This is a genomic window from Microcoleus sp. B4-C2, assembly GCF_036705265.1.
Taxonomy (GTDB): domain Bacteria; phylum Cyanobacteriota; class Cyanobacteriia; order Cyanobacteriales; family Microcoleaceae; genus Microcoleus.
In genome coordinates this window covers 1-24,521 of sequence record NZ_JAUBUB010000096.1, presented here as the reverse complement: position 1 = coordinate 24,521, position 24,521 = coordinate 1, and the positions used below count along the sequence as shown (strand labels likewise).

16 protein-coding genes and 4 pseudogenes are annotated in these 24,521 nt (G+C 44.9%); 10 read left to right on the top strand and 10 right to left on the bottom strand.

Annotation, left to right across the window (positions count from 1 at the left end; all coding sequences use genetic code 11):
• Window positions 1–159: 159 nt before the first annotated feature.
• Window positions 160–1,479 carry a carboxyl-terminal processing protease CtpB gene (gene ctpB / locus QUB20_RS23075; RefSeq protein ID WP_333249892.1) on the bottom strand — a complete coding sequence of 440 codons (1,320 nt, stop codon included), beginning with the start codon at window positions 1,477–1,479 and terminating at the stop codon, window positions 160–162.
• A gap of 196 nt (window positions 1,480–1,675) precedes the next feature.
• Between ctpB and QUB20_RS23070 the strand changes: the two genes are divergently transcribed.
• The gene (locus QUB20_RS23070; protein ID WP_333249893.1) at window positions 1,676–2,521 is read left to right on the top strand and encodes a hypothetical protein; all 846 of its coding nucleotides are present in this window, start codon (window positions 1,676–1,678) and stop codon (window positions 2,519–2,521) included.
• Window positions 2,522–2,692: 171 nt separating this feature from the next.
• Here QUB20_RS23070 and QUB20_RS23065 read toward each other — a convergent pair whose 3' ends face one another.
• A complete protein-coding gene (locus QUB20_RS23065; protein WP_333246275.1) occupies window positions 2,693–3,262 on the bottom strand; it encodes a pseudouridine synthase in 570 nt (189 codons plus the stop codon).
• Between the two features lie 261 nt (window positions 3,263–3,523).
• On the opposite strand from QUB20_RS23065, the gene wecB reads away from it, so the two are divergent.
• On the top strand, window positions 3,524–4,636 hold the full coding sequence (wecB, locus tag QUB20_RS23060; protein WP_333249896.1) for a non-hydrolyzing UDP-N-acetylglucosamine 2-epimerase: 1,113 nt from the start codon (window positions 3,524–3,526) through the stop codon (window positions 4,634–4,636).
• Between the two features lie 109 nt (window positions 4,637–4,745).
• Here wecB and QUB20_RS23055 read toward each other — a convergent pair whose 3' ends face one another.
• The 3 genes from QUB20_RS23055 to QUB20_RS23045 all read right to left on the bottom strand — a co-directional run bounded on the left by QUB20_RS23055 (window position 4,746) and on the right by QUB20_RS23045 (window position 6,967).
• Window positions 4,746–5,651: a TPM domain-containing protein gene (locus QUB20_RS23055; RefSeq protein ID WP_333246279.1), complete on the bottom strand. Its 906-nt coding sequence runs from the start codon at window positions 5,649–5,651 to the stop codon at window positions 4,746–4,748.
• Between the two features lie 288 nt (window positions 5,652–5,939).
• Window positions 5,940–6,461, bottom strand: coding sequence for a hypothetical protein (locus QUB20_RS23050; protein WP_333249899.1), 522 nt, complete (start codon window positions 6,459–6,461; stop codon window positions 5,940–5,942).
• An 8-nt stretch (window positions 6,462–6,469) separates the two neighbouring features.
• Window positions 6,470–6,967, bottom strand: coding sequence for a TIGR00725 family protein (locus QUB20_RS23045; protein ID WP_333249901.1), 498 nt, complete (start codon window positions 6,965–6,967; stop codon window positions 6,470–6,472).
• Window positions 6,968–7,177: 210 nt separating this feature from the next.
• Here QUB20_RS23045 and QUB20_RS23040 point away from each other — a divergent pair, with 210 nt between their 5' ends.
• A complete protein-coding gene (locus QUB20_RS23040) occupies window positions 7,178–7,354 on the top strand; it encodes a toxin-antitoxin system, antitoxin component, Xre family protein (RefSeq protein ID WP_333291675.1) in 177 nt (58 codons plus the stop codon).
• Window positions 7,355–7,454: 100 nt separating this feature from the next.
• Here the strand turns inward: QUB20_RS23040 and QUB20_RS23035 are convergent, their stop codons facing one another.
• The 3 genes and pseudogenes from QUB20_RS23035 to QUB20_RS23025 all read right to left on the bottom strand — a co-directional run.
• Window positions 7,455–7,853, bottom strand: a complete 399-nt coding sequence (locus QUB20_RS23035) for a hypothetical protein (RefSeq protein WP_333246286.1) — start codon at window positions 7,851–7,853, stop codon at window positions 7,455–7,457.
• Window positions 7,850–9,359, bottom strand: a pseudogene (locus tag QUB20_RS23030) (IS5 family transposase). Before QUB20_RS23030 ends, QUB20_RS23035 begins: the two are co-directional and overlap by 4 nt.
• 224 nt (window positions 9,360–9,583) lie before the next feature.
• A pseudogene (locus tag QUB20_RS23025) lies at window positions 9,584–9,793 on the bottom strand (ISKra4 family transposase); the annotation flags it as partial.
• Between the two features lie 331 nt (window positions 9,794–10,124).
• Between QUB20_RS23025 and QUB20_RS23020 the strand changes: the two are divergent.
• The 5 genes from QUB20_RS23020 (at window position 10,125) to QUB20_RS23000 (ending at window position 17,248) form a co-directional block, all read left to right on the top strand.
• Complete coding sequence (locus tag QUB20_RS23020) at window positions 10,125–10,319, top strand: hypothetical protein (protein WP_333291674.1); 195 nt, start codon at window positions 10,125–10,127, stop codon at window positions 10,317–10,319.
• A gap of 92 nt (window positions 10,320–10,411) precedes the next feature.
• Window positions 10,412–12,586 carry a lipoxygenase family protein gene (locus QUB20_RS23015; protein WP_333249905.1) on the top strand — a complete coding sequence of 725 codons (2,175 nt, stop codon included), beginning with the start codon at window positions 10,412–10,414 and terminating at the stop codon, window positions 12,584–12,586.
• Between the two features lie 146 nt (window positions 12,587–12,732).
• Window positions 12,733–14,070, top strand: a complete 1,338-nt coding sequence (locus tag QUB20_RS23010; protein ID WP_333249907.1) for a hypothetical protein — start codon at window positions 12,733–12,735, stop codon at window positions 14,068–14,070.
• Window positions 14,071–14,214: 144 nt separating this feature from the next.
• On the top strand, window positions 14,215–15,948 hold the full coding sequence (locus tag QUB20_RS23005; RefSeq protein WP_333249909.1) for a hypothetical protein: 1,734 nt from the start codon (window positions 14,215–14,217) through the stop codon (window positions 15,946–15,948).
• A 169-nt stretch (window positions 15,949–16,117) separates the two neighbouring features.
• The gene (locus QUB20_RS23000) at window positions 16,118–17,248 is read left to right on the top strand and encodes a DUF4419 domain-containing protein (RefSeq protein WP_333249911.1); all 1,131 of its coding nucleotides are present in this window, start codon (window positions 16,118–16,120) and stop codon (window positions 17,246–17,248) included.
• A 523-nt stretch (window positions 17,249–17,771) separates the two neighbouring features.
• Here the strand turns inward: QUB20_RS23000 and QUB20_RS22995 are convergent.
• On the bottom strand, window positions 17,772–22,565 hold the full coding sequence (locus tag QUB20_RS22995; RefSeq protein WP_333249913.1) for an nSTAND1 domain-containing NTPase: 4,794 nt from the start codon (window positions 22,563–22,565) through the stop codon (window positions 17,772–17,774).
• A gap of 177 nt (window positions 22,566–22,742) precedes the next feature.
• On the opposite strand from QUB20_RS22995, the gene QUB20_RS22990 reads away from it, so the two are divergent.
• Complete coding sequence (locus tag QUB20_RS22990) at window positions 22,743–22,874, top strand: hypothetical protein (protein ID WP_333291672.1); 132 nt, start codon at window positions 22,743–22,745, stop codon at window positions 22,872–22,874.
• Window positions 22,875–22,940: 66 nt separating this feature from the next.
• Window positions 22,941–24,014 (top strand): annotated as a pseudogene (locus tag QUB20_RS22985) (IS630 family transposase).
• A gap of 12 nt (window positions 24,015–24,026) precedes the next feature.
• On the opposite strand, the pseudogene QUB20_RS22980 reads toward QUB20_RS22985, so the two are convergent.
• Window positions 24,027–24,494, bottom strand: a pseudogene (locus QUB20_RS22980) (ISAs1 family transposase); the annotation flags it as partial.
• Between the last annotated feature and the right edge of the window lie 27 nt (window positions 24,495–24,521).

Genomic DNA, 24,521 nt, shown 5'->3' with positions numbered 1-24,521 from the left:
CGCCCGTCCTTTTTGGACGGGCGGGACGCCCATCCCACTTTCAAGAGTGGAAGTTATTTAATTCTCATTCCTTAATAACTCATAACAATAATCATAAAAACAAAACCCGCCGGCGCGGGTTTCATCTTAAAGCTAATTGTTAATAAGTGCTAATTTCAACTACTTCTGAGGAACAAGAGCCTCATTACCAGCAACGGGACGGGGAGACGAAGCGGTAGTTCGCAAAAGTGCGATCGCCTGCGCGTAGCAAGGATCGTCCTTAGTCGCAACCAACATCGGTTTGTTAGCTAATTTCAGCTTTTGTTCGTCGGTGACTTCGACTTTAACATCGGGAGTAACCCCCTTCTGGCTGATATCCGTACCGTTGGGAGTATAGTAGTGAGCGATCGTCACCGCTAATCCCGAACCATCAGCCAAAGAATGCACCGACTGCACCAAAGCTTTGCCAAAAGTTTGGCCGCCGATCACAGTTGCGCGCTTATTATCCTTCAGAGCACCAGCCAAAATCTCGCTGGCGCTCGCCGAGTTGTCGTCCACGAGCACCACCAAAGGCTTGTCAGTGAGCGCAGTGCGATTTGCCTTCATTTCCTGAGAATCGCCCGTGCGATCGACTGTGCGGACGATCGCCCCTGTATCCATCCACATCCGAGCGATATCAATACTCACTCGCAGCAACCCGCCGGGATTCCCCCGCAAATCCAAAACAAAAGCGTCAGCTTTCTGAGCCGTGAGCTTTTTAATCGCCGCCTGCATTTGTTCGCCCGCGTGGGAGCTAAACTCTTGCAAACGGATGTAACCCACATTCTGACCCCCTTCATTCTTGAGGCTGTAGCGAACCGCGGCTACCTCAATTCTCGCCCTAGTCAGAGTGATGTCAAATTCGCTTTTGCCCTCACGAGCAATCCGCAGCGTGACTTTCGTGCCTTCATCGCCCCGAATTATCTGAGCCGCATCCGAGACAGTCATGCCTTTGGTAGTTTTGCCGTCAATCACCAAAATCGTATCACCCGCTAGAATCCCTGCCTTCAGGGCCGGGGAATTTTCCATCGGCTCGACTACCCTAATCGCTTTCGTTTTCTCGTCTTCTTCCAGCCTCATCCCCACCCCTGTCAGTTCCCCAGAGGTTTGATTTGTCAGCGCTTCGTACTGCTTCGGGTCCATGAAGCGGGTGTAGGGGTCGTTTAATTTCTCTAGGGCTTTGCGGAGGGCGGTGTAGGCCGCTTCGCGAGAGGTATAATTTTTGCTCAGCAGTTCTTGGCGGGTTACTTGCCAGTCAGTCTTGTTAAAGCTGCCATCAACATAGTCTCGGTTCACAATTTGCCAAGCTTCGTCCAAGACAGCTTTGGGGCTATCTTGAAGCTCGGCGCGGACTGATTGACTCAGGCCGGGAACGAGTAAAGATATCGAAGCGGTTGTTGCCATCGCCCCACTGAACAGGGCTGCCTGTAACTTAGAAAAGCGTTTGCGGGCTTGATTCATTGAATTTGGCTCAATTCGATTTTAGATTTTTGATTTGAGATTTTATATTGCTAAAAAATCTCACACTACTACTTAAACTATTGTGTGGAGGCTCCACCATCCCTTTGGACAGTCTAACGAGATTCATAGTCGATCGCCAACCAATTATTACTCTCTTTCAATAAACTTAATTTAAAACTTGGATTTATAAAGTGCCGTGGAAGCTAAAATCGAACAATTTTCGCATAAGTGGTTGAGCCTGCTCCTTAATGGAGTTATTGGTCTAGCAGCGCTGGCGGGGGTCGTCGCCATGCAGTCTAGCGGGCAGTTAGGCGGAATGTCCCCAGTTGGCGTTCAGGGGCAAAACCCGCCCTCTGGAATGTCTGCTGCCAGTTTCAAGCAAGCCGCACAGCAAGAAGCGCAGCAAGAAGCCCTGCGGCTGAGAATGCTCAAAACTATCCCTAGTTTTGGGTTTGATAATTTAATTGCAAATTGGACATTTCTCAAATTTTTGCAGTATTTTGGCGACGACGAAGCGCGAGATGTGACGGGCTACAATCTGAGCCAAGATTATTTTGACATAGTTACGCAGCGCGACCCGCGGTGGGCTGACATCTACCTGTTTCTCTCCACAGCTATTTCTTTTTATCAAGGAAACCCTGAAACTGCTGTTAACTTTATAGAGCGTGGTACTAGGGCCCTTGCCCTTTCGCCCCAACTTCATTCCCAATCGTGGATAGTGTGGCGAACGAAAGGTATTGATGAGTTGCTGCTGTTGGGGGATATTCCCGAGTCAATTCGCTCCCACGAAATGGCCGCTGATTGGGTGGAAGGAACCCCAGAAGGAGCTTCATTGGCGCCGAGGTTTCGAGCAACTGCTGAGTTTTTGCGCCGAGATCCCGATAGCGTGCCGGTGCGGTTTACTGCTTGGAGCACGGTTTATGCTCAAACAACTGATAAGTTGGTGCGTCAAAGGGCGAGACAAGCTCTTGTCAAGTTGGGAGCTCAGGTGCAAAAAGATCGGGATGGAAACGAGAGTTTTATTTTGCCCCCTCGAAAGTAAGCAGAAGGCAGAAGGAAGTTCGGCAACGGATTGTGTAACGGATGTAACGGATGTAACGGATATCAGGAAGAAGGAAGAAGGGAAATGCAGCCGCAGTAATAGTTTCAGCTATCAAGAATGTCCTAAATGTCAAGACGGTTGACTGTAGTTCTCCAATCCAAAATCCAAAATCTAAAATCTAAAATCGGCTTGAGTTAGTTCGCGCCATTCACCGGGTTTGAGGCCTTCGAGACGCAAATGCCCGATCGCACATCTGACCAGCCGCAGCGTCGGAAACCCTACTGCTGCGGTCATCCGGCGCACTTGACGGTTGCGGCCTTCTGTCAGAGTCATTTCCAGCCAAGCTGTCGGCACGTTTTTGCGAAATCTAATCGGCGGTTCGCGGGGCGGCAAAGCGGGTTCTTCTAACAATAATTGCACTTTTGCCGATCGAGTCCGATAATCTTGAATTGTGACACCTGTCTGCAAAGCAGCGATCGCACTTGCATCAGGAATTCGTTCCACCTGCACCCAGTAAGTGCGGGGGTGAGCGAATTTCGGGTCACTGAGGCGGTGCTGCATTTGTCCATCATCGGTTAGCAGCAACAAACCTTCACTATCGCGATCGAGCCTTCCTACTGCATAAATGTTAGGAATAGGAATATAATCTTTCAGGGTTCTGCGTTTAACTTCCCCTGAATTGTCAGTGAATTGAGTTAAAACATCATAGGGTTTGTAAAATAAAATGTACCGATAGGGCATGACAAATTAAAAAATAAGAATGTACTAATGTCAATAAATTTGTAGGGGCGGGTTTCACCGACAATAATTGGCTAAAACTCACAATCTCAAAAACCCGCCCCCACCCAACGTCAAACCACTTTCTCTCTCTCTTCTCTCCTCTGCGCCCTCTGCGCCCTCTGCGGTTCATAAAAAAATAAATCTTGTTAACCAACGATTCAAACCAGCTCTAAAATCTTCATCCTTTAAGAGCCTCGCAAATCTCAACTACCCAATTTTACCATGTCCGAAGCCACACACCGCGTTTGCATCGTCTTAGGAACTCGCCCAGAAGCGATTAAACTAGCCCCAGTAATTCAACTCTTCAAAAGTTCTCCAACCTTTGACACCCAAGTAATTTTAACCGGTCAGCACCGAGAAATGGTCGAGCAAGTAATGCGAATGTTCGATCTAAAAGCCGATCGGGATTTAGCAATTATGCAGCACCAGCAAACCTTGACGGATATTACATCCCGGAGTTTGCAGGGTTTGGAAGCCTTGTTTAAAGAATTGCAGCCCCAAATCGTCTTAGTTCAGGGCGATACAACGACTGCGTTTGCCGCTACTTTGGCTGCATTTTACCAGAAAATACCCGTAGGTCACGTAGAAGCCGGATTGCGGACAGACGACGTGTTCAATCCTTACCCCGAAGAGGCTAACCGACGGTTGATATCTCAGCTCACACGGCTGCATTTTGCCCCGACAGAGCTGGCCCAAGAGAATTTAGGGCGATCGGGCGTTTTGGGAGAAATTCACCGTACAGGCAACACAGTAATCGATGCTTTGCTTTCTGTCGCCAAACGCCAACCAGAATGCAACATTCCTAACTTAGATTGGAGCAAATATCGCACTATCTTAGCAACAGTTCACCGCCGCGAAAATTGGGGAGAACCATTAGCAGGAATTGCGCGGGCATTTCTCCAAATTTTAGATAAGTTTCCCGATACAGCCTTGCTCTTACCTCTACACCGAAATCCCACAGTCAGAGAACCTTTAAAAGCTCTTTTGGGCGACCATCCGAGAGTCTTTTTAACTGAACCTTTAGATTACGCAGAATTAGTAGGAGCAATTCAGAGATGTCATTTAATCCTCACAGATTCGGGTGGCTTGCAAGAAGAAGCACCTAGTTTGGGCAAGCCAGTTTTAGTATTACGAGAAACCACAGAAAGACCAGAGGCAATTTCTGCGGGTACTGCTAAACTGGTTGGTACTAATTCTGATATAATTACAGCAGCAGCGGCAGAATTGCTGAGCAATGCGGAAGCATACAACGCAATGGCAATGGCAATTAATCCCTTTGGGGACGGTTTGGCCTCCTCGCGGATTTTGAAAATTGTTGAAGAGTATTTTAGTTAACTACTCCTCGATTATTCGGCGGTTGAAAGCGCAACTATACAAACTTTCTTACCCGCAGAGGGGGACTAATTCCTGCTAAAAAAACTCGGTTTCTACCTCGCTTCCCGAATTACCAATCCCCACCGCCACCCCCACCACTAGACTCGCCACCGCCAAAGCTACCCCCGGAGTCGCTACTGCTACTGCTACTGCTGTAGTCACTACTGCTACTGCTGTAGTTACTGCGGTTATTACCCTGATAACGGCTGCGGGAGGGGAAAGGAGATTTCCCAGAAAATAAGCTGCCAAATATCCTGAAGATAATGAAGCAAGGTATAAATGCTATGAATAAGAACCCAAGTAAGTCATAGATTGGATTCGATGAATCTTCACCTGTGGATGTACTATTGCTAATAACTGGCGATTGACTAGGTATTGGTGACGGTTTCAGCGCTTGAGATGGTACGATCGGAGCCAAAGGCAGCGTGATTTGAGATTGAGCATTTACCATAGGAGTTTGTAAAACATTTACTAACGCCTTTGTCCCGGCTAATGTGCCCCCGTCAAAGTCCTGCTGTTTAAATCGGGGCGTAATTTCGGTTTCAATAATGCCCACTGCTTTAGCATCCGGCAAAATGCTTTGAATGCCAGAACCTGTTTCAATTTGAACGCGGCGTTCCCCCGAAGAAATCAACAATAAAACTCCGTTATTTTTACCTTTCTTGCCAATACCCCAAAAGTTAAATAGTTCTGTAGCAAATGCTTTTGGTGTCGCCGATGGTTTAGTACCAGTCACTGTCACAACAGCGATTTCTGAGCCATTTTTCGCCTCTAAATCCGAAATCATTTGATTGAGCTGAATTTCGGTGCTGTTGCTGAGAATGTTTGCCTTGTCCGTTACCCAAGTGTTATTTACTTGACGGGGATTCGGTACTTCTTGTACTGTTATAGCTTGGCTCGTTACGGGAAATGCAATTGCCGAAAAGCATAGCAAACTGATCCAGATTATTTGTTTATTGCTAAATTGTAACTGCATCGCTTCAGTCTCCTGAATAACTGCTAGTCTGAAATTGACATATATCTGTCCGCCTAATTACCATTAAATAACCAGCTCGCTGTGATGTCAATTCAGATTATTCAGAAGTTGGATTCATAAAAATCATAATTTTAGGTGCGCCGTGGGTACCCTACATTTATACTCTTGCACGCACGGGTGGCGAGAAACCGGGTTTTTTACCAAAATAATTGCTGAAAACAGTCAATCTCGGTTCAAAAACCCGGTTTCTTAGTGGGCGAGTGCAAGTGTGAACTAATTTAGATATTTTTAAGGAGAGGGAACCGGTGGCAGAAAATTGCTGCTGCCTTTATAACCGGATAAAATAGCCAGTTTTTCCAAAGATTGCCGCCCCGTGTAATATTTCCCCCGAATTTCCCAAGTGGGATAAGCTTTAATATTGGCAGCTTTGCACAAATCCGGTTGAGCATCTTTGCCTCTGGGATCGCACTCAATGTAAGTAATTGCGGTAAATGCTTCTTTGCCGAAAAGTTCTTGTTGCGTGTGACAGTGAGGACACCAGTAAGCACCGTACATTCTAGCTTTGATGGTCTGCAAATGGGTTGCTAAAGCTATTTGTTCCGGCACTGATTCGCTGCGAATAGGTGGCGCTTCTTGTTCGGTAACAGGCTGTGCGGAAGGGGGAGGAGGAGGGAGGGTTTGTGCTAATTTTTGAGTGGGTTTGTTGCTGAAACTGAACTGTGCAATTCTTCCGTCTGCTTTGGTAGTGACGAAAATCCCCAAAGTCAGGAAAATGCCGATCGCACAAAAGTTGAATTTGCTTACTCTCATCTTGGATTTCATCTTGGATTTGCTAGGATTTCGCGAGCTTGATTCATAGCCTCTACAGGATTGTTTACCACAAAAATGTTAAATTGTGCTAAACGTTTAAAAAAAAGTTGACTTTCGGCGCTGTGATTTAACAATATAACTTGTTTGTTAGCTTTGAGAGCGAGGGCGATTTCCGAAGCAGTGCCCGTGCCCGTACCGCAGGCAATTATTACATCTGAAGAAAGAATGTTAATGTTATTTCTGGCGTTTCCCATATCGGTGACAATGGCAATATCTACAGATTCAGAAATGCCGCGAGTGTCATTCCCCGGAAGGATGCCGACTGTTAAACCGTTAGCTGATTTTGCTCCTTTGTTAGCGGCATCCATGACGCCGACATTTCTGCCACCAGTTAGCAATATCCACCCTGCTTCGGCGATGAGTTGTCCGAGTTGATAGGCGTTTTCTAAGTCGGTGGATGTGGCACTCTCGCCAGGGCCCATGATGCCAATGATGATTTTTTTCATAGTTTTGGAGTGAATATGGTGTTATTAATACTTGCTAGTTTTTTGGCACTATCTACGAATGTATGTTATCATATAAATAGTGGTGACTCTAAACAGTTTGTGAGCCAAATAACTTCAGGGAGTTTCCTAGTATTTTTACAATATATGCTGATTTAACATTAAGAAGTGAGAGATAACATGAGTGTCGCCCCAAACCAGGAAACAAAGCTGATGGAAAAAATCCGTACTTTACCGCCCGATAAAATTACGGTATTAGAAGATTTTATCGATTTCCTTTCAACGCGAAGTGAAGATCGTCGGCTCGTTTATACTGCAACTAAACTCTCAGAAGCAGCTTTTGCTAAAATTTGGGATAACCCAGAGGACGCGGAGTATGATGAGTTATAATTTTGGTGATGTGGTTTTAGTTCCGTTTCCTTTTACCGATCAAACTACCAATAAAAAACGTCCAGCAGTTGTTATTAGTTGGGAGCATCCCGCTTTTTAACTAAGCAGAAATACCGAGCTTGATGTCGTTGTTTAAATATGCACATCTCAGTCTTAAAATTTGAGGCACATTTTTTTCGTTCCACTGTGCACCTACAATCTTAATTCTTGCTCCAATCTGTTTAATTAAAGACTCTACAGCTCCCGAACCAATATCAATACCCTGCTGTTGATAATTCTGGTAATCTGGGATTCTTGACTGATGTTTTCGGAGATAATTCTGGAAATTTTTACTTTCTTTAGCTCTAACTCCTATAAACTCAGCTATAGCTTCAACTGTTGCTCCTTGCCACAGTTGGTTCTTCGCTCTCCTCAGTCGTTTGAGCGAACCTCCTACTCTATGTAGGGCTTGCTGAATAATTGAGCGCTTTTTGGCGATCGGGAGTGATCGATTATTCAACCAGAGTTAAAGATGAGTTTTTCCGGCCTCATTTTGAGTGAAATATAAGCGCAAATTATGTTAAGCCCAAAAACAGGCATTGTTTGCCCCGAACCGCTTAAAAACACACAAAAAACCCGGCGCCACCAGGTAGAAAGGTTCATTACTAAAAAAGTGATAGCAATAGCTGTACCAGAGGTATTCTCAAGTTTTGTCATTACCAGATTCAGGCTAAACCTTCGTTTACGCAAGCCCCAAATTTTCCCTCAATTGCCTGACGAATCTTCTCATCTTCCTTAGCTTGCTTCTTTTTTTCTTTACTCACATTTGCTGGAGGTCTTCCTAGGGGGGGTCCACTGATTCTAATGCCTTTTTCTTTACACCAAGCTCGGTTCTCTCTTGTACGGTAAATGCGATCGGCATGAACGGACTCTGGATAATATCCTGTGAAGCTATAATAAGCTTCTACTTGTGCTTTCAAGTCTCCTGATTCGTTGAAATTATCCCAACTTATTCGGTCTAAGAATACATATCCTTCAAAACAGCTCGCTGATAGTTTAGCTCCAAAATCTACATTTTTCCCTGCTTTTCCTCTGACTATAGGACGAATATGGGGTTGACTTAAACTTACTATTCTATCTTCTATCTTTGTTTTTTATTTTCAAATAGCCAGAGCTGTTGGCGATAGACTTATGTGAGGACTAGCAAGGTTTTATATTGCTTTTTGTTCAAAGCTTCTAGAGTCGCAGCCGCATCAATTAGCTGTTCAATATGAGCTAAGTTTCTTTTGATGTATTGAAGTTGTTTTTTAATTGCCTGTCTTCTTTTGTTGCGGCTGGGTCGTTTTTGTTTGGCTACTGCTAAGTAGTCTTTTTTTGCTAGATTACGGTAGGTTCTTGGTTTTTTAGGGATTTTTTCTTTGATTTGTTTATACAGGATGTCTAGGATTTTTTCTGTATGAACTCGGGTTCTGTTTAATAGTCCTAAGTCGGTCGGATAGGTAATGTCGGCGGGAGCGCAGGTTGCATCTACGATTAGTTTACCGCGATTGGTTGACTCATTTTTGGCGTCCGAATCCTTTTTTTTTTCGGGTTGGATTGGGGTAATTTCTCGCATTTTTTCGACCCTGCGTTCGTTCACTTTATTAATTAGGGTGGAACTAATTATTTGGCGAAAGTGCACTAATAAAGATGGGTCAAATGCGAGTTCGTTGCTGTAGCTTGATTGACCGATGAAGTATTGTAGATAGGGGTTTTCCCGGATCTGTTCTACTGTTTCCCGATCGCTAATTCCTAATTTTTCTTTAATAATTAATGCCCCCAATGCCATCCGAAATGATTTGGCTGGTGCCCCCTTTTGGGTGGGAAAGTTTTGGGCATATTCTGACTCAAATTCTGACCACGGAATTAGTTGAGCCATTTTTACCCAACGGTTTTCAGCAGACAACCTTCCTCCGAAGGGCAGTTCAAACTCGGATGAGGGGCTTGGGGCAAGCTCAGCTTTCTGTACACGATCGCAGGTGGTGATGCATGGGTTTTGCTCTATTTTACCTGTTTATCACGGCGACTTTACTCTCGATCCCGCGATCGTATAACCGCGCCGTGTAACCTTTCTGCACTTATCCAGCAAGCCCTAGCCTAGAGTCGAAGAGAAATCCCGAAAAAAGAACAGCGTTTAAAATAAAAATAGCCGAATATTTAAAAATAGAAAAAGAATCGCCAGAACTGGTGCATCTCAGTTTGGCAAATACATCAAATTGAAAGTTGACCGTTGAGATAAGCACAGTGAAGAGAAAGGATACAGGGAACGCTCTCAATTTTCCATTGCGCTCCTGATATTTTCACCCAGAACCCAATTCGTTTAATAATTGATTCAACTGTTCCCGAACCAATCGAACTTATGGACTCTTCTTTATAGTATTGGTAGTTGACTATTCGGCAGCGATGGGTCTCTAAATAGTTACGTTAACTCTAAATAAACGTCGCTTTTATCAACAAGGTATGCGGGCTGCAACCCTGATTCGGTCTATCTCCTAGGCCTCTTTGTCACCCCCCCCATGTGTTTGTCCCCATACTCTCCTGATTTTAATCCAATTGAATTATGGTGGTCGCAACTCAAATCTTTATTGATCCAGTTTTCACCAACCACCACTAAAATGGTTGACACCATAATTGCTGTGGCTCTTGACTTAATTAATCCGAAACATCTTAAAAACTGGTTTACTAATTGCTGCTACTGTACCTCATACATCCGGAAGTGCTGTATCTCCAACACACTCAGGGAATAGAGCGAGTGATGAACTCCTATCGCTCTCGTATCGCATCCAACCCCGACGACATCCAATTTTACCATCTGGCATTGACAATTAAGCCAGATAATGAGAAAATCAGAAATTTTCAGCTAGGTAATGCGTTAGTTCGACAAAATCGCTTTGATGATGCTCAAGCCTCTTACCAAAGCGCACTCCAATATCACGGAGTGATATGAGCAACCGTACAGAAAGTTATGCTAAGGCTGAAACGATATGGTAAGCTTAAGCTTACTCGCTAAATAAATCTTTCACAACTACAGGAGGGCATATGCCTTTATCTTCGGAAACGCAAAATTCTCATTCGGACAAAACCACCCTAATCAATACTCTATTAACACTTTATAAGTTCGTCAAGCTTGCTTCCCGTCTTCGTCCAGGGGAATATAATTATAATTATGATTATATTCCCAGCCTCGCTATGACGAGTTCGCCTTCATTGCCTGTCATTAATCTCAACATACCAATCCAAGAGCTACCCAGTAAAGAATGGGTAATGCTGGTTGTCCAAAAAATAACAACTTTAAATGCTAATAAAGCCCGGAAATTTGACAACGGCATCCCATCTTTTAGTGTGGGAAATAGCACAGAAGAAAGTTCATCCATTGATGAAAATGTGCAAGTATTAAAAGATACCGAACATGAAATCAAAACCGCTGATAGTAAAGAAGATTGGACAAATATTGCTTGGAAAATAGCCTCGGCTGCCAAACAAATTACGCAAGAGGTTTCTCCTGCGGGAGTATCTTTCAGCGTAGGTGGTAGTGAATCGGCCGAAAGTTCTGAAATTGATGAGCAGCTTAGAGAGATAGATGAGCAATTTGCTAATGCCTACCAATCTAGTGAAACTTCAGAGACATTAGACTTTAGTGTTGGCTCAGACTTGGAAGATACGTCAGATGAATCGCTGGATTTAGCCTTCAAGGAAATTATTAAAGAAAACATAAAATTGTTGGACTTAGAAAGTGAGCAAAGTTCAAATGTAGATTTTTCTACAGGAGGATTTCAAGATTTTCCCAGCCTGGACGATTACAATAGATTATTTGTAGATATCCGCTTACCCCAGATTAGCCAAAGGTTTCAAGAAGATTTAATTTTTGCCTATATGCGAGTTGCGGGGCCAAACCCACTTATGCTCCAGCAGCTATCAGAACAAAATAAACCTTTGCAGATTACCAACGAAAAATATCAGCAAATAATCGAAAAGTTTGAGTTTTCCGACTCCCTTGAAGCCGCTCTGCAAGAAGGCCGACTTTATCAAGCTGATTATTCCATGTTAAAAAACATGGCACAGGGGAGTTTTCCCAACAACGTCAAAAAATACCCTTGTGCGCCTTTAGCATTATTTGCGGTTCCCCCAGTTAGTAGTTCATCTCGCTCTCTAATACCAGTAGCTATTCAATGCCAGCAACCTTCTGTAAGTGAAAATCCACCAGTATTTACGCCGCTAGATGGCGACAACTGGATGGTAGCTAAAACCATTGTTCAAATGACGGATAGCAACTACCACGAATTAGTTAGTCATTTAGGCCGTACTCATTTATTTATCGAACCTTTTGTTCTAGCTACTAAGCGGAAATTGCCAGCAAATCACAAATTAAGAAATTTGCTAGATCCTCACTTTGAAGGAACTATATTAATCAATTACGGGGCTCATAAAACCTTAATTGCTAATGGAGGAAAAGTAGATCAGCTTCTAGCTAGCACTATTGAGGACGATCGAGTTATTGCCGTTGAAGGAGCAAAAAGCTATCTGCACAGCTTCAATGATGTAATGTTTCCCAAAACCTTGACCAAGCACGGTGTCTGCAACAGCGATCAGTTACCTGATTATCCTTATCGAGATGATGGACGGCTGATTTGGGATGCTATTCATACCTGGGTTGGTGCTTATTTAAGCATTTACTACACTAGCGACCAACAACTACTCGAAGATAAAGCTTTACAAAATTGGGCACAGGAATTAGTTTCCGACCAAGGGGGTCGCTTAAAGAATTTTGGAGAAGATGCTTCAGGTGCGATTAAAACACTCAATTATTTAATTGATGCTGTCTCTAGTATCATTTTTACTGCAAGTGCTCAGCACGCGGCAGTAAATTTCCCTCAATCAGAATTAATGAGCTATACGCCGGCTTTTCCTTTTGCCATCTACTCCCCAGCACCGACAAGTTCTGAGAAACAAGGGAACTTTATGAGTATGCTACCTTCCCTAGACCGCTCCCAAACCCAAATTGGGGTAGATTATTTACTTGGTTCGGTATATTACACGCAGCTAGGTCAATACAACAAAGGACACTTTAAAGATGCCAAAGTCATGTCATATCTGGGCGCGTTTCAAAATCAGCTAAGAGATATTGAAATGGAGATTAGCAAGAGAAACCGTTCCCGACTCATGCCTTACAAATTCTTGCTACCTTCTCAAATTCCCCAAAGTATCAATATTTAGTTCTACTTTATTGATTCAGGCAGCGCAACCAAAAGTAGATAGCTGCCTGATAACATAGGCCCAGAAGTAGAAACAAAACACCGCCCTCAGAAACCAGGTTCCTTTACCCAACCGTTCAGTCAGTTTTTCTTAAATGAGTAAATGCCATGCCAATTGAAAAAGTACCTAATACTTCCTTGAATTACTATCTGATTGCCTTTGATAAGGATGGCAACGAACGCGATGAAGCTGATGGGAAGAAACTGAGCGAACAAATCTTCTGTGCACTAGCGAATGAGCCAATCACAGATGTATTCCTTATGAGCCACGGGTGGATGGGCGACATCCCCGCAGCGCGACAGCAGTACAACGACTGGATTGGCGCAATGGCTAAACAAACAGCCGATATTGAAAAAATCAAACAGGTGCGATCGGGATTTCGTCCCTTAATGATTGGCCTGCACTGGCCGAGCAAGCCTTGGGGTGATGAAGAGTTGACAAATTCTTCGGTGTCCTTTGACGTGAACGACGAAGATCCAGTTGAGGGGTTAGTAGATGAATATGCCGATCGCATTGCTAACACTGAAGCAGCACGGCAAGCCCTGCAAACAATTCTCCGGGCGGCGAGCGAAGACAACACACTTGATAGCTTGCCACCAGAGGTACTCAACGCCTACCAAGTGTTGAACCAAGAGGCTGACTTGGGTAGCGAAGGTGAAGGTGCGGCACCGGGTTCGGATTGGGAAGGTTTCGATCCAGAAGCCATCTATGAAGCGAGTATAGATGAACCAGTAAGTTTCAGCACCGACAGCAGCTCAGTCTGGGATAAGGTTTTGAACCCCCTGCGGGTACTGTCTTATTGGAAAATGAAAGAACGCGCTCGCAAAATCGGTGAAAACACTGGTTTCAACTTGTTAAAAACACTGCAAGAGAACGCTGCTGAAACGGTGCGATTCCACCTGATGGGTCACAGTTTCGGATGCGTTGTTGTCTCTTCCATGCTCAACGGTCCGCAAGGGAAGGGTACGTTAGTCCGCCCAGTGCATTCTCTAGCGTTGGTACAAGGCGCTCTATCGCTCTGGTCTTACTGTTCAAAGATTTCATACGAACGCGATCGCCCCGGTTACTTTAATACAATCATCGCTCAAGGTAAAGTCGCAGGTCCGATCGTTACAACTCACTCTCACTTAGACTATGCAGTCGGCCGGATGTACCCCCTAGCTGGAAAGACTGCCTTTAGTAGTGTGGACTTTGCCCCCGGTCAGTTGCCTAAATATGGCGGAATTGGCAGCTTTGGTCTAGGGGGAGACGACCTGGCAGCGGAAAACACAAATATGCTCCCCTGGAATGCCTCTTATGATTTTAAACCGGGCAAAATCTACAACCTGGAAAGCAGCAAATTTATTTGTGATGTGAACCAGGGAGGGCCAATAATGGGTGCCCATTGCGACATTGCCAAGCCGGAAGTCGCCCATGCTGTGTGGTCGGCAGCTTATGCCAGTTAACCGCCAGAGTTAGACCCATTTTTTTGCCTTTGAGAACGGATAGAAACTCAGAAAGCCCCTGTTAAAAAAGCTTGTGGGGTTTCTATCTGATTCACTCAAAACTCAAATTGTGATTATTCGCCCAACCAACCAGGAACCAAAAATATGAACGAAGAAGACTTGCTATTTTTCAATGGGATTAATGGCGCCAGCGGTGATTATTTGCTACCGCCATTGAGCGCCGAGCAAGTATCTAAGATTGCCCAAGGCGAAGAATTCGATCCAGACAATCTAGAAGATATCCAGCTAAAAAAGCGGCAAAAAGAAGAGCCTGACTTTGCTCCTATAGAGGGAGTAGACCCCAAAAACCTAGCACAAACAGGTTGGGGGGTAATCTTCGCTTACGATGCCGATCCGGCAATTCGAGAGGCGCTCAGCGAGCTATTAGACCATCGCAAAAAGCAAGCCACTCAACAGCACGAGCATTACTATAAGGAATACAAAGGTCCCCAAGGCTATCGTTACGACAAGGCAAAAAATCAGTACGAGTCAAAAAAGAATTTCTTGGCACGTCAGGGAGTATCTTCAGGTCCTGCCGATCCGGACAAAATGCCCTACTACCTGCTGATTGTTGGAGATCCAGTAACAATTCCCTATCGCTTTCAGTCCCAGCTCAGCGTTCAGTACGCAGTGGGTCGGATTTACTTTGATACGCTACAGGAATACGCGCAGTACGCTCACAGTGTAGTAGAAGCTGAAACTGGCAATTTATCCCTATCCCCTAGCGCGGCCTTTTTCGGTGTGTGCAACCCAGGAGACGCTGCCACTAATCTCAGCACTCAAGACCTCATTCAGCCGTTATCTGAATGGGTTGCCGAGAAACATTCCGACTGGGATGTGAAAACGATTCTCAAAGAAGAAGCAACCAAAGCCCGCTTGGGGCAATTGCTAGGAGGCAGTGAAACACCTAGTTTGCTTTTCACTGCCAGTCATGGCATGGGCTTTCCCAACGGCGATCCGCGTCAGTTGCCCCACCAAGGCGCACTGCTGTGCCAAGACTGGCCCGGTCGCGAATGGGGACGAAAGCCGATCCCGGAAGATTTTTACTTTTCTGGGGACGATATTGGCGAACAAGCGCGGCTTTTAGGAATGATTGCTTTTCACTTTGCCTGCTATGGTGCTGGCTGTCCCCAAAAGGATGAATTCGACGGTCACTCTAAATTTCTTTCCGAACGACCGGATATTGCGCCGTATCCCTTTCTTGCCCGCTTGCCGCAGAAACTCCTGAGTCATGCCAAGGGAGGCGCCCTCGCTGTCATTGGTCATGTCGATCGAGCTTGGGGTTGTTCTTTCTCTAGTTCAGATATTCGCGGTTCAAGTGCGGAGAAACGGCAGATAGCAGTTTTTCAGAGTAGCGTGAAGCGTCTGCTGGAAGGGCATCCAGTAGGATCGGCAGTGGAGTATTTTGATGAGCGCTATGCCGAAATCTCCTCGGACCTCAGCTCTGAGCTAGAAGAGATTAAGTTTGGTGCGGTTCCCAATAATCAGAGTTTGGCTGGGATGTGGACGGCTAACAATGACGCCCGCAACTATGCGATTATTGGCGATCCAGCAGTCCGGCTAGTGGTCAGTAGTAGTAAAGATGCCAGCACCGCTCGCCCTACGATGGAAACACCTGTACTTTTCCCTTCTACCCAGTCGGGACAGAGTTCGGCTCAGGAAACTCCAGAGCAAGTTGTTGATGAAGCTGCTCTGAAGCAAGTTCAGACGCAACTTATATCATCATTAGAGCAATTTGTCAATACCGCCCAAAAAACTCCTGTTGACAGCGCCGAAAGTCTGCAAACAGCAAAATCATTAGCCACTAATCTGTTGAATGTGTTGAAGGGATTAGAGTAATTGGGCGATCGCACCTAAGTGACCGGCTGCCGGGACTGTTACCGCGCAGCTTTCAGGTTGCTAGGGAGCGTGGAACAGCAAACTGCCGTCCTCGTTTTGGTTCGCATAGTGCTACTTGGGTAGATAAAGCTGAGTCTAAGATATGGAGTATACGAGTGATTTACGATCTATGTACAATCCAGTCACAAATTCTGAAGGTACCAGCACCGCGATCGCCAGAACTTTTGCTGTTTCAAAGGTATCTCCCACAACCACCCCCTTGCCTGAAATTCCTTACTATGAAGCAGTTGCAGAGTTTTTAGGTAGACCGATCGAGGCTTGTTCTCGATATCGCGGGCAGTTGGTGGAGAGTGTTGATTCGTATCATCCACTCATTGGCGCACTACATACAGCTTTTGCCTTTCATCATCCAATTTGCCTTTCCCCTGACATAATTTGGCTAACCTTAACACAGGGACTAGCACAGCACATTAACATGAATGCCGAAGAACTTCGTCATCACTTTGTGCAGCATTCGGGAAAGTTGAAGATTAAGGTTCGCCGTGATGACTTTGTGAAGGGTTCGGCTGACAACCCTTGGGCAGAAGTGTTCGGGGAATTTTCCGAACAAATTCACCAACATATTGGCAAAGCACACGAGTTAATTGTGGCTAACTTCTCAACCACAGGCCCTATTGAACGTGCTGCTTCGGAAGTCGTATTGCTAGATGCAATGCAGTCCTACTTTGAGTACGAGTTAGTCAGCTTGTGTGGTATACCTACGATTAAATTGGAGGGAACGGTAGAGGATTGGCGTTCTATTGCACAGAGAGTGGAAGAGTTTGCTCGCTTTGGTTTGGAGTGGTGGGTTGAGCCGTTACGACCGATTCTAAATGAATTTGTAGCCGCCGCTGAAGGCAGTGTTAATACCGAGTTTTGGGATTCCATTTACAAGTACCAAGGACCAGAGGGAAGTGGCTCGCCCTATATTACTGGATGGGTTGCTAAACTATTCCCCTACATTTTGAATAATCAAACATCAAAGTGGGAACGAATGTTTGAAGGCAAAACTCCTGAACCACCATATCTACGCAATCCCTGGTTAAATTCTGAGCTGTCACCAGCTATAGAAGCACGGGGTGCTTTTCCCAACCTACCGTCTAAGGCTCCATTCAAGTGGAATTACCTCGGGAATGTCTACGAAATGGAGTTTGTTGCTGGATTAATTGGTGTCAGTCAAGAACCAGAATATCTGTGTCTGCGACCAGAAATTGGCTGGGTAGTAATGGAAGCAGAAAGGGAGGCATTCCCGACGAAGTGAATAAAGTATTTGTAGGGTGTGTCTCCACGCACCCTACAAATGCTGCTACAGGTGAGCGGAAATAAGCCAACCATTTGAAATACCCACAACCCTTACGGAATTAGCTATTTTGACATACTCCCCTGCCTAAAGGCGAGAGGATTCTTAACACTTCATCGACCAATGCTACCGAAGTAGTCTTACGAGCGCCTCCATGTTCATTTTAAGTCGTGGCAATGCCCTATCCCGACTATATGTATCGTTTTGTTTAAAAAACATTAACAATACTTTGTTTTGCTTCCAGGTTGGATTTTAACCATTGCCCTTGGGTCTTTCCCTATTACTGGATCAGTCCCGGTTTCAACTCAAGATGAGTATATATCGCTGCAATCTTAGGTGGGGATTTCAACCAATTAAACTATAGCATAAAGCCGTCCTAAAAGGACGGGGCTTGCATCCCATTTTCTCGGTCATTGTAGAGATGTCTATTGTTATAGGGCGATCGCCACAGAAGACTTGCGTCCTCGTTTCGGTCTGACGCTTCCTACTTTTTTGGTAAATTACTAGCAGTGCCAATGCCATCACAAACGTGACGTTCTTCAGACATAAGTTCGGAATCAGGATTATTAAGATAGTCACGTACCCAAGTGCAACCCCGCACCATCAGCTCATCTAATCCTTCAACCCGCCATAACTTAACAGTCCCATCTTCACCACTCGTAGCTAGAAGCTTGCCATCGAGACTAAAACCGACGCTCTTGACCTCACCTTTATGACCTTTGAATACAGCTACCTCTTGACCGGCTACATCCCACAGACGAGCAGTTGAGTCAGATCCCGCACTCGCTAGCAGCTTACCATCGTTACTCCAACGGAGTTTCTGTACTGCACCTATATGACCTTTTAATTCCTTTAATTGATTACCTGACAAATCCCACAAACGGATAGTGCGATCGCTACTAGCTGTAGCCAGTTTTTGACCGTCATTGCTCCAAATGACGCTGTTGATCCAGTCTCGATGCGCGGGGAATTCTCTTAGCTTCTGACCAGATAAATCCCACAAACGTACAATGCCATCCGCTCCTGCCGTAGCTAAAAGTTTGCCATTCGGGCTAAAATTGACACTTAGGATGGCACCTTTATGACCTTTTAATTCTCTTAATTGCTTACCAGACAAATCCCACAAGCGGGCAGTGCCATCCTTTCCGGATGTAGCTAAAAATTTACCATCCGGGCTAAAGTTCAGACCCAAAACTCCACCTTTATGACCCTTGAATTCTCTCCGTTGCTTACCAAATAAACTCCACAAGCGAGCGGTGCCATCCTCTCCTGATGTAGCCAAAAGTTTGCCATTCGGGCTAAAACTAACCTTCTCAATTTTACCTTTATGACCTTTAAATTCCCCTAACTGCTCGCCTGATAAATAATCCCACAGGCGGACAGTGCCATCAGCTCCAGTAGTCGCCAGGATATCGCCATCCGGACTAACACTGACACTCCAGACAGTGCCTTTGTGCCCTTTGAAATCAGTTAACTGCTGGCGGTCTTGCAAATCCCACAAGCGGACAGTGTTGTCGTATCCAGCCGTAGCTAAAAGCTTGCCATCTGGGCTGAAAACAACACTCCTAACTGAGTTGTTATGCCCTTTAAATGCCTTCAATAGTTTTCCATTCAAACCCCAGTAGCGAACAACGCCGTCCTTGGAACCAGTGGCGAGGTGCTGGCCATCGGGACTGAAAATGACGCTAAACACCCCGTTTTGCTCTTGCTCTTCTAACAATTCTCTCAACTCTTTTCCTTTCAAATCCCACAACTTGGCAGTACCATCCATAGAGGCAGTGGCAACTTTTTGACCATCGGGACTAAAACTAACACTAAATACCGCATCTTTATGTCCTTTAAATTCGCTTAATAGTTTTCCGTTCAAATCCCACAACTTGGCGGTGCGGTCTCCAGAACTCGTAGCTATCGTCTTACCATCAGGGCTAAAACTGATGCCCCAAACTTTTTTATCCTTACTGGTATTATGGGCAGGAAATTCTTTTAATAATTTGCCCTGCAAATTCCACAAGCGAACGATACCATCCTCATAACCAGTGGCGATAGTCTGACCATTAGGGCTGAAAGTGATGTTAAATACCCCCTCCTTCTGCTTAGGAAATTCCCTCATTAGGTTTCCTTTCAAATCCCACAATTTTGTAGTCCCATCCTCACCACCAGTCGCCAGTAGCCGACCATCCGGGCTAAAGTAGATATTTCTAACACGCTCTTTACTCACTCCAAATTTAATTAGTTCTTTGCCATGTAAATCTGACAAACGAACTGTGCCATCAACTCCAGTACTCGCCAGTAGCTGGCCATCAGGGCTAAAACTGACATCCGTAACTGAGCGTTCATACGCTTCTAGGCGATTGAGTTCTCTGACTTCAGAAGTTACTTTGTGCAGCCTGCCCATTACTTCATTGATTAAGGTTGCTTTTGATATCCACAGGTGCTTAACTTCTTTTCCAGCTTGTAAACTTCCTATCAATGCCTTTAATTGATCTGTTGCTAACTTAGCTTCTGAGGAAGCACTTAAAGCCTGAATTCGCTCAACTTCTGCTTGCCGCCACTGATATCCAGCAAAGATAGCAAATCCAGCAAAGACAAAAGCTGAGCTGACAGCGGCGAAAAGCAGGCGATGTCTGCGTTGTTTTTCTTGCCTGCGGATGCGATCGCGCAACTCCAAACAAGCCAAGACATATTCAGATTCTTCTTGGTTGAGATGCACAAATTTGGGCTGTTTCAACAACACTTGGGCATCTTCTAATCTTCCCCCCTGATGGATTAAATAGCTGTTTTGGTCTGGTTGCTCCCGGTGCTGGTGCCAATCTTCTGCCGCCTGATTTATGTTTTCTCGCAGTTGCAAGTCGTTGCGGTTCTGGCTCAACCACTCCTGCAACGTTGGCCAATAGCGGATTAAAGCTTCATGGGCGACTTCTACTTCTTCCTTCGCGGTAGTTTCGTTCCGACTGGTAACGACTAGCCGTACCCCTTCACCAGCTAGCTGCTGTACCAACTTCTTAGTCTCTGCCAGATTGCTCGCACTGGACACGAGATCCTCTAACTCCACTCGCTGGCGGGTGTCCCGTCGCTTCTCTCCCTGTATGGCATTCTTATCCAGGCGAGTTAAGCGCAAGAAAATATTCTGGATTTGCTCTTGTTTCTTAGCTGGTAGGCTATTGTAAAAATCATCAGCAGTTTTAGCGATCGCCTGGTGGACTTTACCAATCGCTTGGTACTCCTCATCGCACAGCCAGCGTCCCCGCCGTCGCTTCCACAGTTCCTGCAACGCATATTGCAGCAGCGGCATCGCCCCTGGCTCTCCTTGCACATCATTGAGAATCGAGTGACTCAAGCCAGCTTCAAAGCGCAACCCTCCCCTGTCTGCCTGCATCTTCATCGCTGTAATCAGTTCCGCAGGTTCCATCGGCCCAACCAATTTTTGTCGGGTTTCAATCCGCTTTCTCAGTGGGGGGTAGAAGGTACACTCTCCTAAAAAGTCCGCCCGCATTGTTATGACAACTTTTCGGCGTTCGGCAAGGTGAAACAACTTGTCGATAAATTCTTGCCGATTGGCTTTATCCTCGCAGAGGGTGAACAGTTCCTCAAATTGGTCTACCACCAATATTGAATGCTGTTCCGATACCTTTAACAGTATTTCTAATTGTTTCAGTGGCTCGTTGCTCGGTGTGATGCGAACCGACTGTAGGCTTGGCTCCTGCTCTTTAAGCTTAGGAATCAGTCCAGCTAGCACCACGGATGATTTGCCACTACCCGAAGTGCCGATAACAGCTAAGAAATTATCCTTCGCCAGTTCCTTTTGTAAATCTCTAATCAGCTCATCGCGCCCAAAGAAGAACTTGTGGTATTGTTCCTCAGCAAAGGAAGATAGACCGGGAAAAGGACACTCCGCCTTGTATTCTGGTGGTTCTTTGCCTAAAGCTGCCAGAGCATCAAAGCTAATTTCCAGGACTTGATCGCACAGGTTATCGATCTCTACTATTGCCTGCTGGCGCTGTTCACGCGCTGTGCGTGACTCGGCTCCTTGGGTATCTTTGAGGATCTCTACCTGCGTTTTAAACCTCTGCTTGAGTACCGAAGCATTAGGGGCGCGTTCTACGAGGAGTTTGCTCAGCTTTTCAATACCATACTCGATTTCCTCGTCGGTTAAATCTCGATCGTCAAGACGATCGCTAAATAAGGGACGCCCACCCAAGCGACTAAACAGAGCCGGGACAGCAATATCGTGGCGTTTTCCCAATCCGGCTGTTGCCTCTTGTAGCGCCGTATCTACCTCTCCTGACTCTCTGAGTCGTCGGTAAAAGTTCTGTCCTAGAGCTAAGCCTGTCTCTACGCTCACCTTGCGAGTCATCGCTACTACAGCAGGCATCCCCAAATTTCTGACCAATCTTTGTCCTAATCCACCTAATCCTGCTTCTGCTCTGGGGTCGGCACTTTCGCAAGTGCACAGGAAGGTAAAGTGAGGTAAGCTCCTCTGATGATTACCGATGTTCTTGAGCTCTGCCAGAAAATCTTCTCCCGTAACTGGCTGAACTTGGTTATCGGCTTTTGCCCAGTACAGAACTGTTTCTCCATTATCCAGCAGCTTGCCGTGGGCGACAAAGTGCAGCAATGTGTATGGTTTCTTGGCGTTAGTCAGTTGCTTAGATAGTTCTTGTAAGGTTGGCGGCCCGATCGCACCTGCGACATCATTTGCCAAAATTTCGTAAGGAATTTCACCAAGCGCTTCCTTGACTCCAGATAAAACAGCTTCAACGTCAAAAGGTGCTAATTGAAACTTGCCTATATTAGAGGGACTCGCTACCAGCACCAGTGCCCGCAAGTCACGCCGTCCAATGGGGGGAAAGCGCCGATCGATAATAGTAGGAATGTACAAGGAAAAGGGAACGCGCTGGTTGCGGGCTAAAAGATGCCACTCTCCATCGGCATCAATCGGAGCGCACAACCTTTCCCAATGCAAGGTTTTGATAGGGTCATTGTCAGCCGCTTCAATTGACAGCAAAATTCGTAACAGGGAGTCCTGACTACTCTTGGATAGGGCACGAACAAAGGTGTCGTATACAGCCCCTCGAAACAAAGCTTTGCCTAGTAGAGTGCCGTATTCCCTCTCGTTTTCTTGCTGTTGAGTGAGTTTGTTCAAGTCATCCTGACTTAGCTGGAGAGTCTCTTTTGAATGGATGGTTAGTCCGTCCGGTTGCTTACACCTGACAACAATGGGCCAGCTACTATCGCCTGATTTGCTCTGGATGGTAATCTCAAACTCAAAGACGTTCATGCGTCATGTCCTCTCATTATTTCTCGCTCTTTATATGGTCAGATAACCAATACTATGTCGTTATTAACACTAATTATAACCTACAGCACTTCCGGATGTTATGAGGTACAGTAGCAGCAATTAGTAAACCAGTTTTTAAGATGTTTCGGATTAATTAAGTCAAGAGCCACAGCAATTATGGTGTCAACCATTTTAGTGGTGGTTGGTGAAAACTGGATCAATAAAGATTTGAGTTGCGACCACCATAATTTAATTGGATTAAAATCAGGAGAGTATGGGGACAAACACAAGATAGAAGCACCAGGGTAAGAGCATCTCATACCATTTTTTTAAAGATGTGATAGACTTGTGTAAAAAGTAAAGGAGAGAATTACAATGTCTGGTCGTCCTCATATAAAGATTACCGAATCTGGAGAAAATTTGCGAAAAATACTCAAAAAACAAAAAAGAATCCTAGCTTATAATAAAGTCCAAATGCTTTATTTATTTCAGTCAAAACAAGTAGAAACTGTGCGGGAAGTATCAGCAGTTTTAGGTAAAAGTGAGGCAACGATTCATCGCTGGCTCTCCCAATATAGAAAGGGCGGTCTGGAAAATTTGTTAAAAAATAGGCAGGTTTTCGGTCGCCCAAAAAAGTTCTCAGTTGAAATAGCAGCGACCTTGCAACAAGAGTTGAGAGATCCCGAAGGATTTAAGAGTTATAAAGAAGTTCATCTTTGGCTATGGTTGATTAAAGGAATAGCCAGTAGTTACTCGGCTGTATATTCTTTAGTTAGAGGAGTATTAAAAAGTAAATTAAAAATTCCCAGACCTCGCAGTATTTCTCAGAAATCTACGGCAATTAATGAATTCAAGAATAACTTGCATCGACAGATAAAAGCTTTACTAGACAAAGCTTTACCTCAAGTAAATAAATATAAAAAAGTCACTTATTGGTGTAGTGATGAAACGCGGATAGGGCTGCATACAATAAAGTCGGCGCAAGCTGACGCTTTCCGGCGTAAAGCCCATGGGGAAGCATCAATGGAAATTTGAGTGTTTTTGGCTGTATGGGGCAGTATCAATCCCTACAGGAAAAAGTTTTTTTTGGGAGTTTTCCCATTTAGACAAAGTTTGTTTTGGAGCCTATTTACAACTTTTTTCAATACAATATCAGTCATCAATTACACATCATTTAAGTTGATAACGCACGACTCTCATAATTTGGACTCATCTGAATTACCAGACAATGTTATTTTACTATTTCAGCCTCCCGCTTGTCCGGAAGTAAATCCGACAGACAGAGTGTGGGAATATCTGAAAGATTTTTTAGCTTGGTCAGTGTTTAGTAATCTGGACGAACTCCGCACAAAAGTCAAGGAAATTTTGGCATCTTTCACCGATCGCGTCATTGGTTTTCTCACCGGATGGTCTTGGATTTTACATTCTTTATCTCTATCACATCTTTAAAAAAATGGTATTAACTTGGCCGAGGACTAAACGATTTTCCGAAGCCCACGCTGTCACTAAATGTAAATTTTTTTTGCCTTGATTTCGGTCATAAGACCCTCGGAGACTTTTTCCGTCAATCGGGATAACTTGGTCAACAACTGAACCGATAAATTTTTGAACCCATTGAGTTAACTTCTGTTCTAAAATTTTGGGGTCTAGTTTTTCAAAAACTCTACGAAACGTATCATGATGAGGAATGCCATTGGGTAATTCTAAAAATTGTTTGAGCCAGGTCTGTTTACTTATTCCATAATTTTCCATATCTTCCCATCCGTTACCTCCAGCTATTATCGCTAACAAAGCAATCACTAGAATATCTTTAAGTAAGTGATGTTTAGTGCGGTCAACTCTTGGATCAGGTAGATCATCAAAATAATTCAACAAACCCCCCAGAAGTGTTGAATGATAGGAAAAGATTGCTAAAATAGGTCTAACAATGTATAATTGCAGAGTTATAAATTATTG

Excerpts from the sequence above, each read along its gene's own strand:
- ctpB (WP_333249892.1), bottom strand. The coding sequence starts at position 1,479 with ATGAATCAAGCCCGCAAACGCTTTTCTAAGTTACAGGCAGCCCTGTTC.
- QUB20_RS23065 (WP_333246275.1), bottom strand. The coding sequence starts at position 3,262 with ATGCCCTATCGGTACATTTTATTTTACAAACCCTATGATGTTTTAACT.
- wecB (WP_333249896.1), top strand. The coding sequence starts at position 3,524 with ATGTCCGAAGCCACACACCGCGTTTGCATCGTCTTAGGAACTCGCCCA.
- QUB20_RS23055 (WP_333246279.1), bottom strand. The coding sequence starts at position 5,651 with ATGCAGTTACAATTTAGCAATAAACAAATAATCTGGATCAGTTTGCTA.
- QUB20_RS23050 (WP_333249899.1), bottom strand. The coding sequence starts at position 6,461 with ATGAGAGTAAGCAAATTCAACTTTTGTGCGATCGGCATTTTCCTGACT.
- QUB20_RS23045 (WP_333249901.1), bottom strand. The coding sequence starts at position 6,967 with ATGAAAAAAATCATCATTGGCATCATGGGCCCTGGCGAGAGTGCCACA.
- QUB20_RS23040 (WP_333291675.1), top strand. The coding sequence starts at position 7,178 with ATGGAAAAAATCCGTACTTTACCGCCCGATAAAATTACGGTATTAGAA.
- QUB20_RS23015 (WP_333249905.1), top strand. The coding sequence starts at position 10,412 with ATGCCTTTATCTTCGGAAACGCAAAATTCTCATTCGGACAAAACCACC.
- QUB20_RS23010 (WP_333249907.1), top strand. The coding sequence starts at position 12,733 with ATGCCAATTGAAAAAGTACCTAATACTTCCTTGAATTACTATCTGATT.
- QUB20_RS23005 (WP_333249909.1), top strand. The coding sequence starts at position 14,215 with ATGAACGAAGAAGACTTGCTATTTTTCAATGGGATTAATGGCGCCAGC.
- QUB20_RS23000 (WP_333249911.1), top strand. The coding sequence starts at position 16,118 with ATGTACAATCCAGTCACAAATTCTGAAGGTACCAGCACCGCGATCGCC.
- QUB20_RS22995 (WP_333249913.1), bottom strand. The coding sequence starts at position 22,565 with ATGAACGTCTTTGAGTTTGAGATTACCATCCAGAGCAAATCAGGCGAT.
- QUB20_RS22990 (WP_333291672.1), top strand. The coding sequence starts at position 22,743 with ATGGTGTCAACCATTTTAGTGGTGGTTGGTGAAAACTGGATCAATAAA.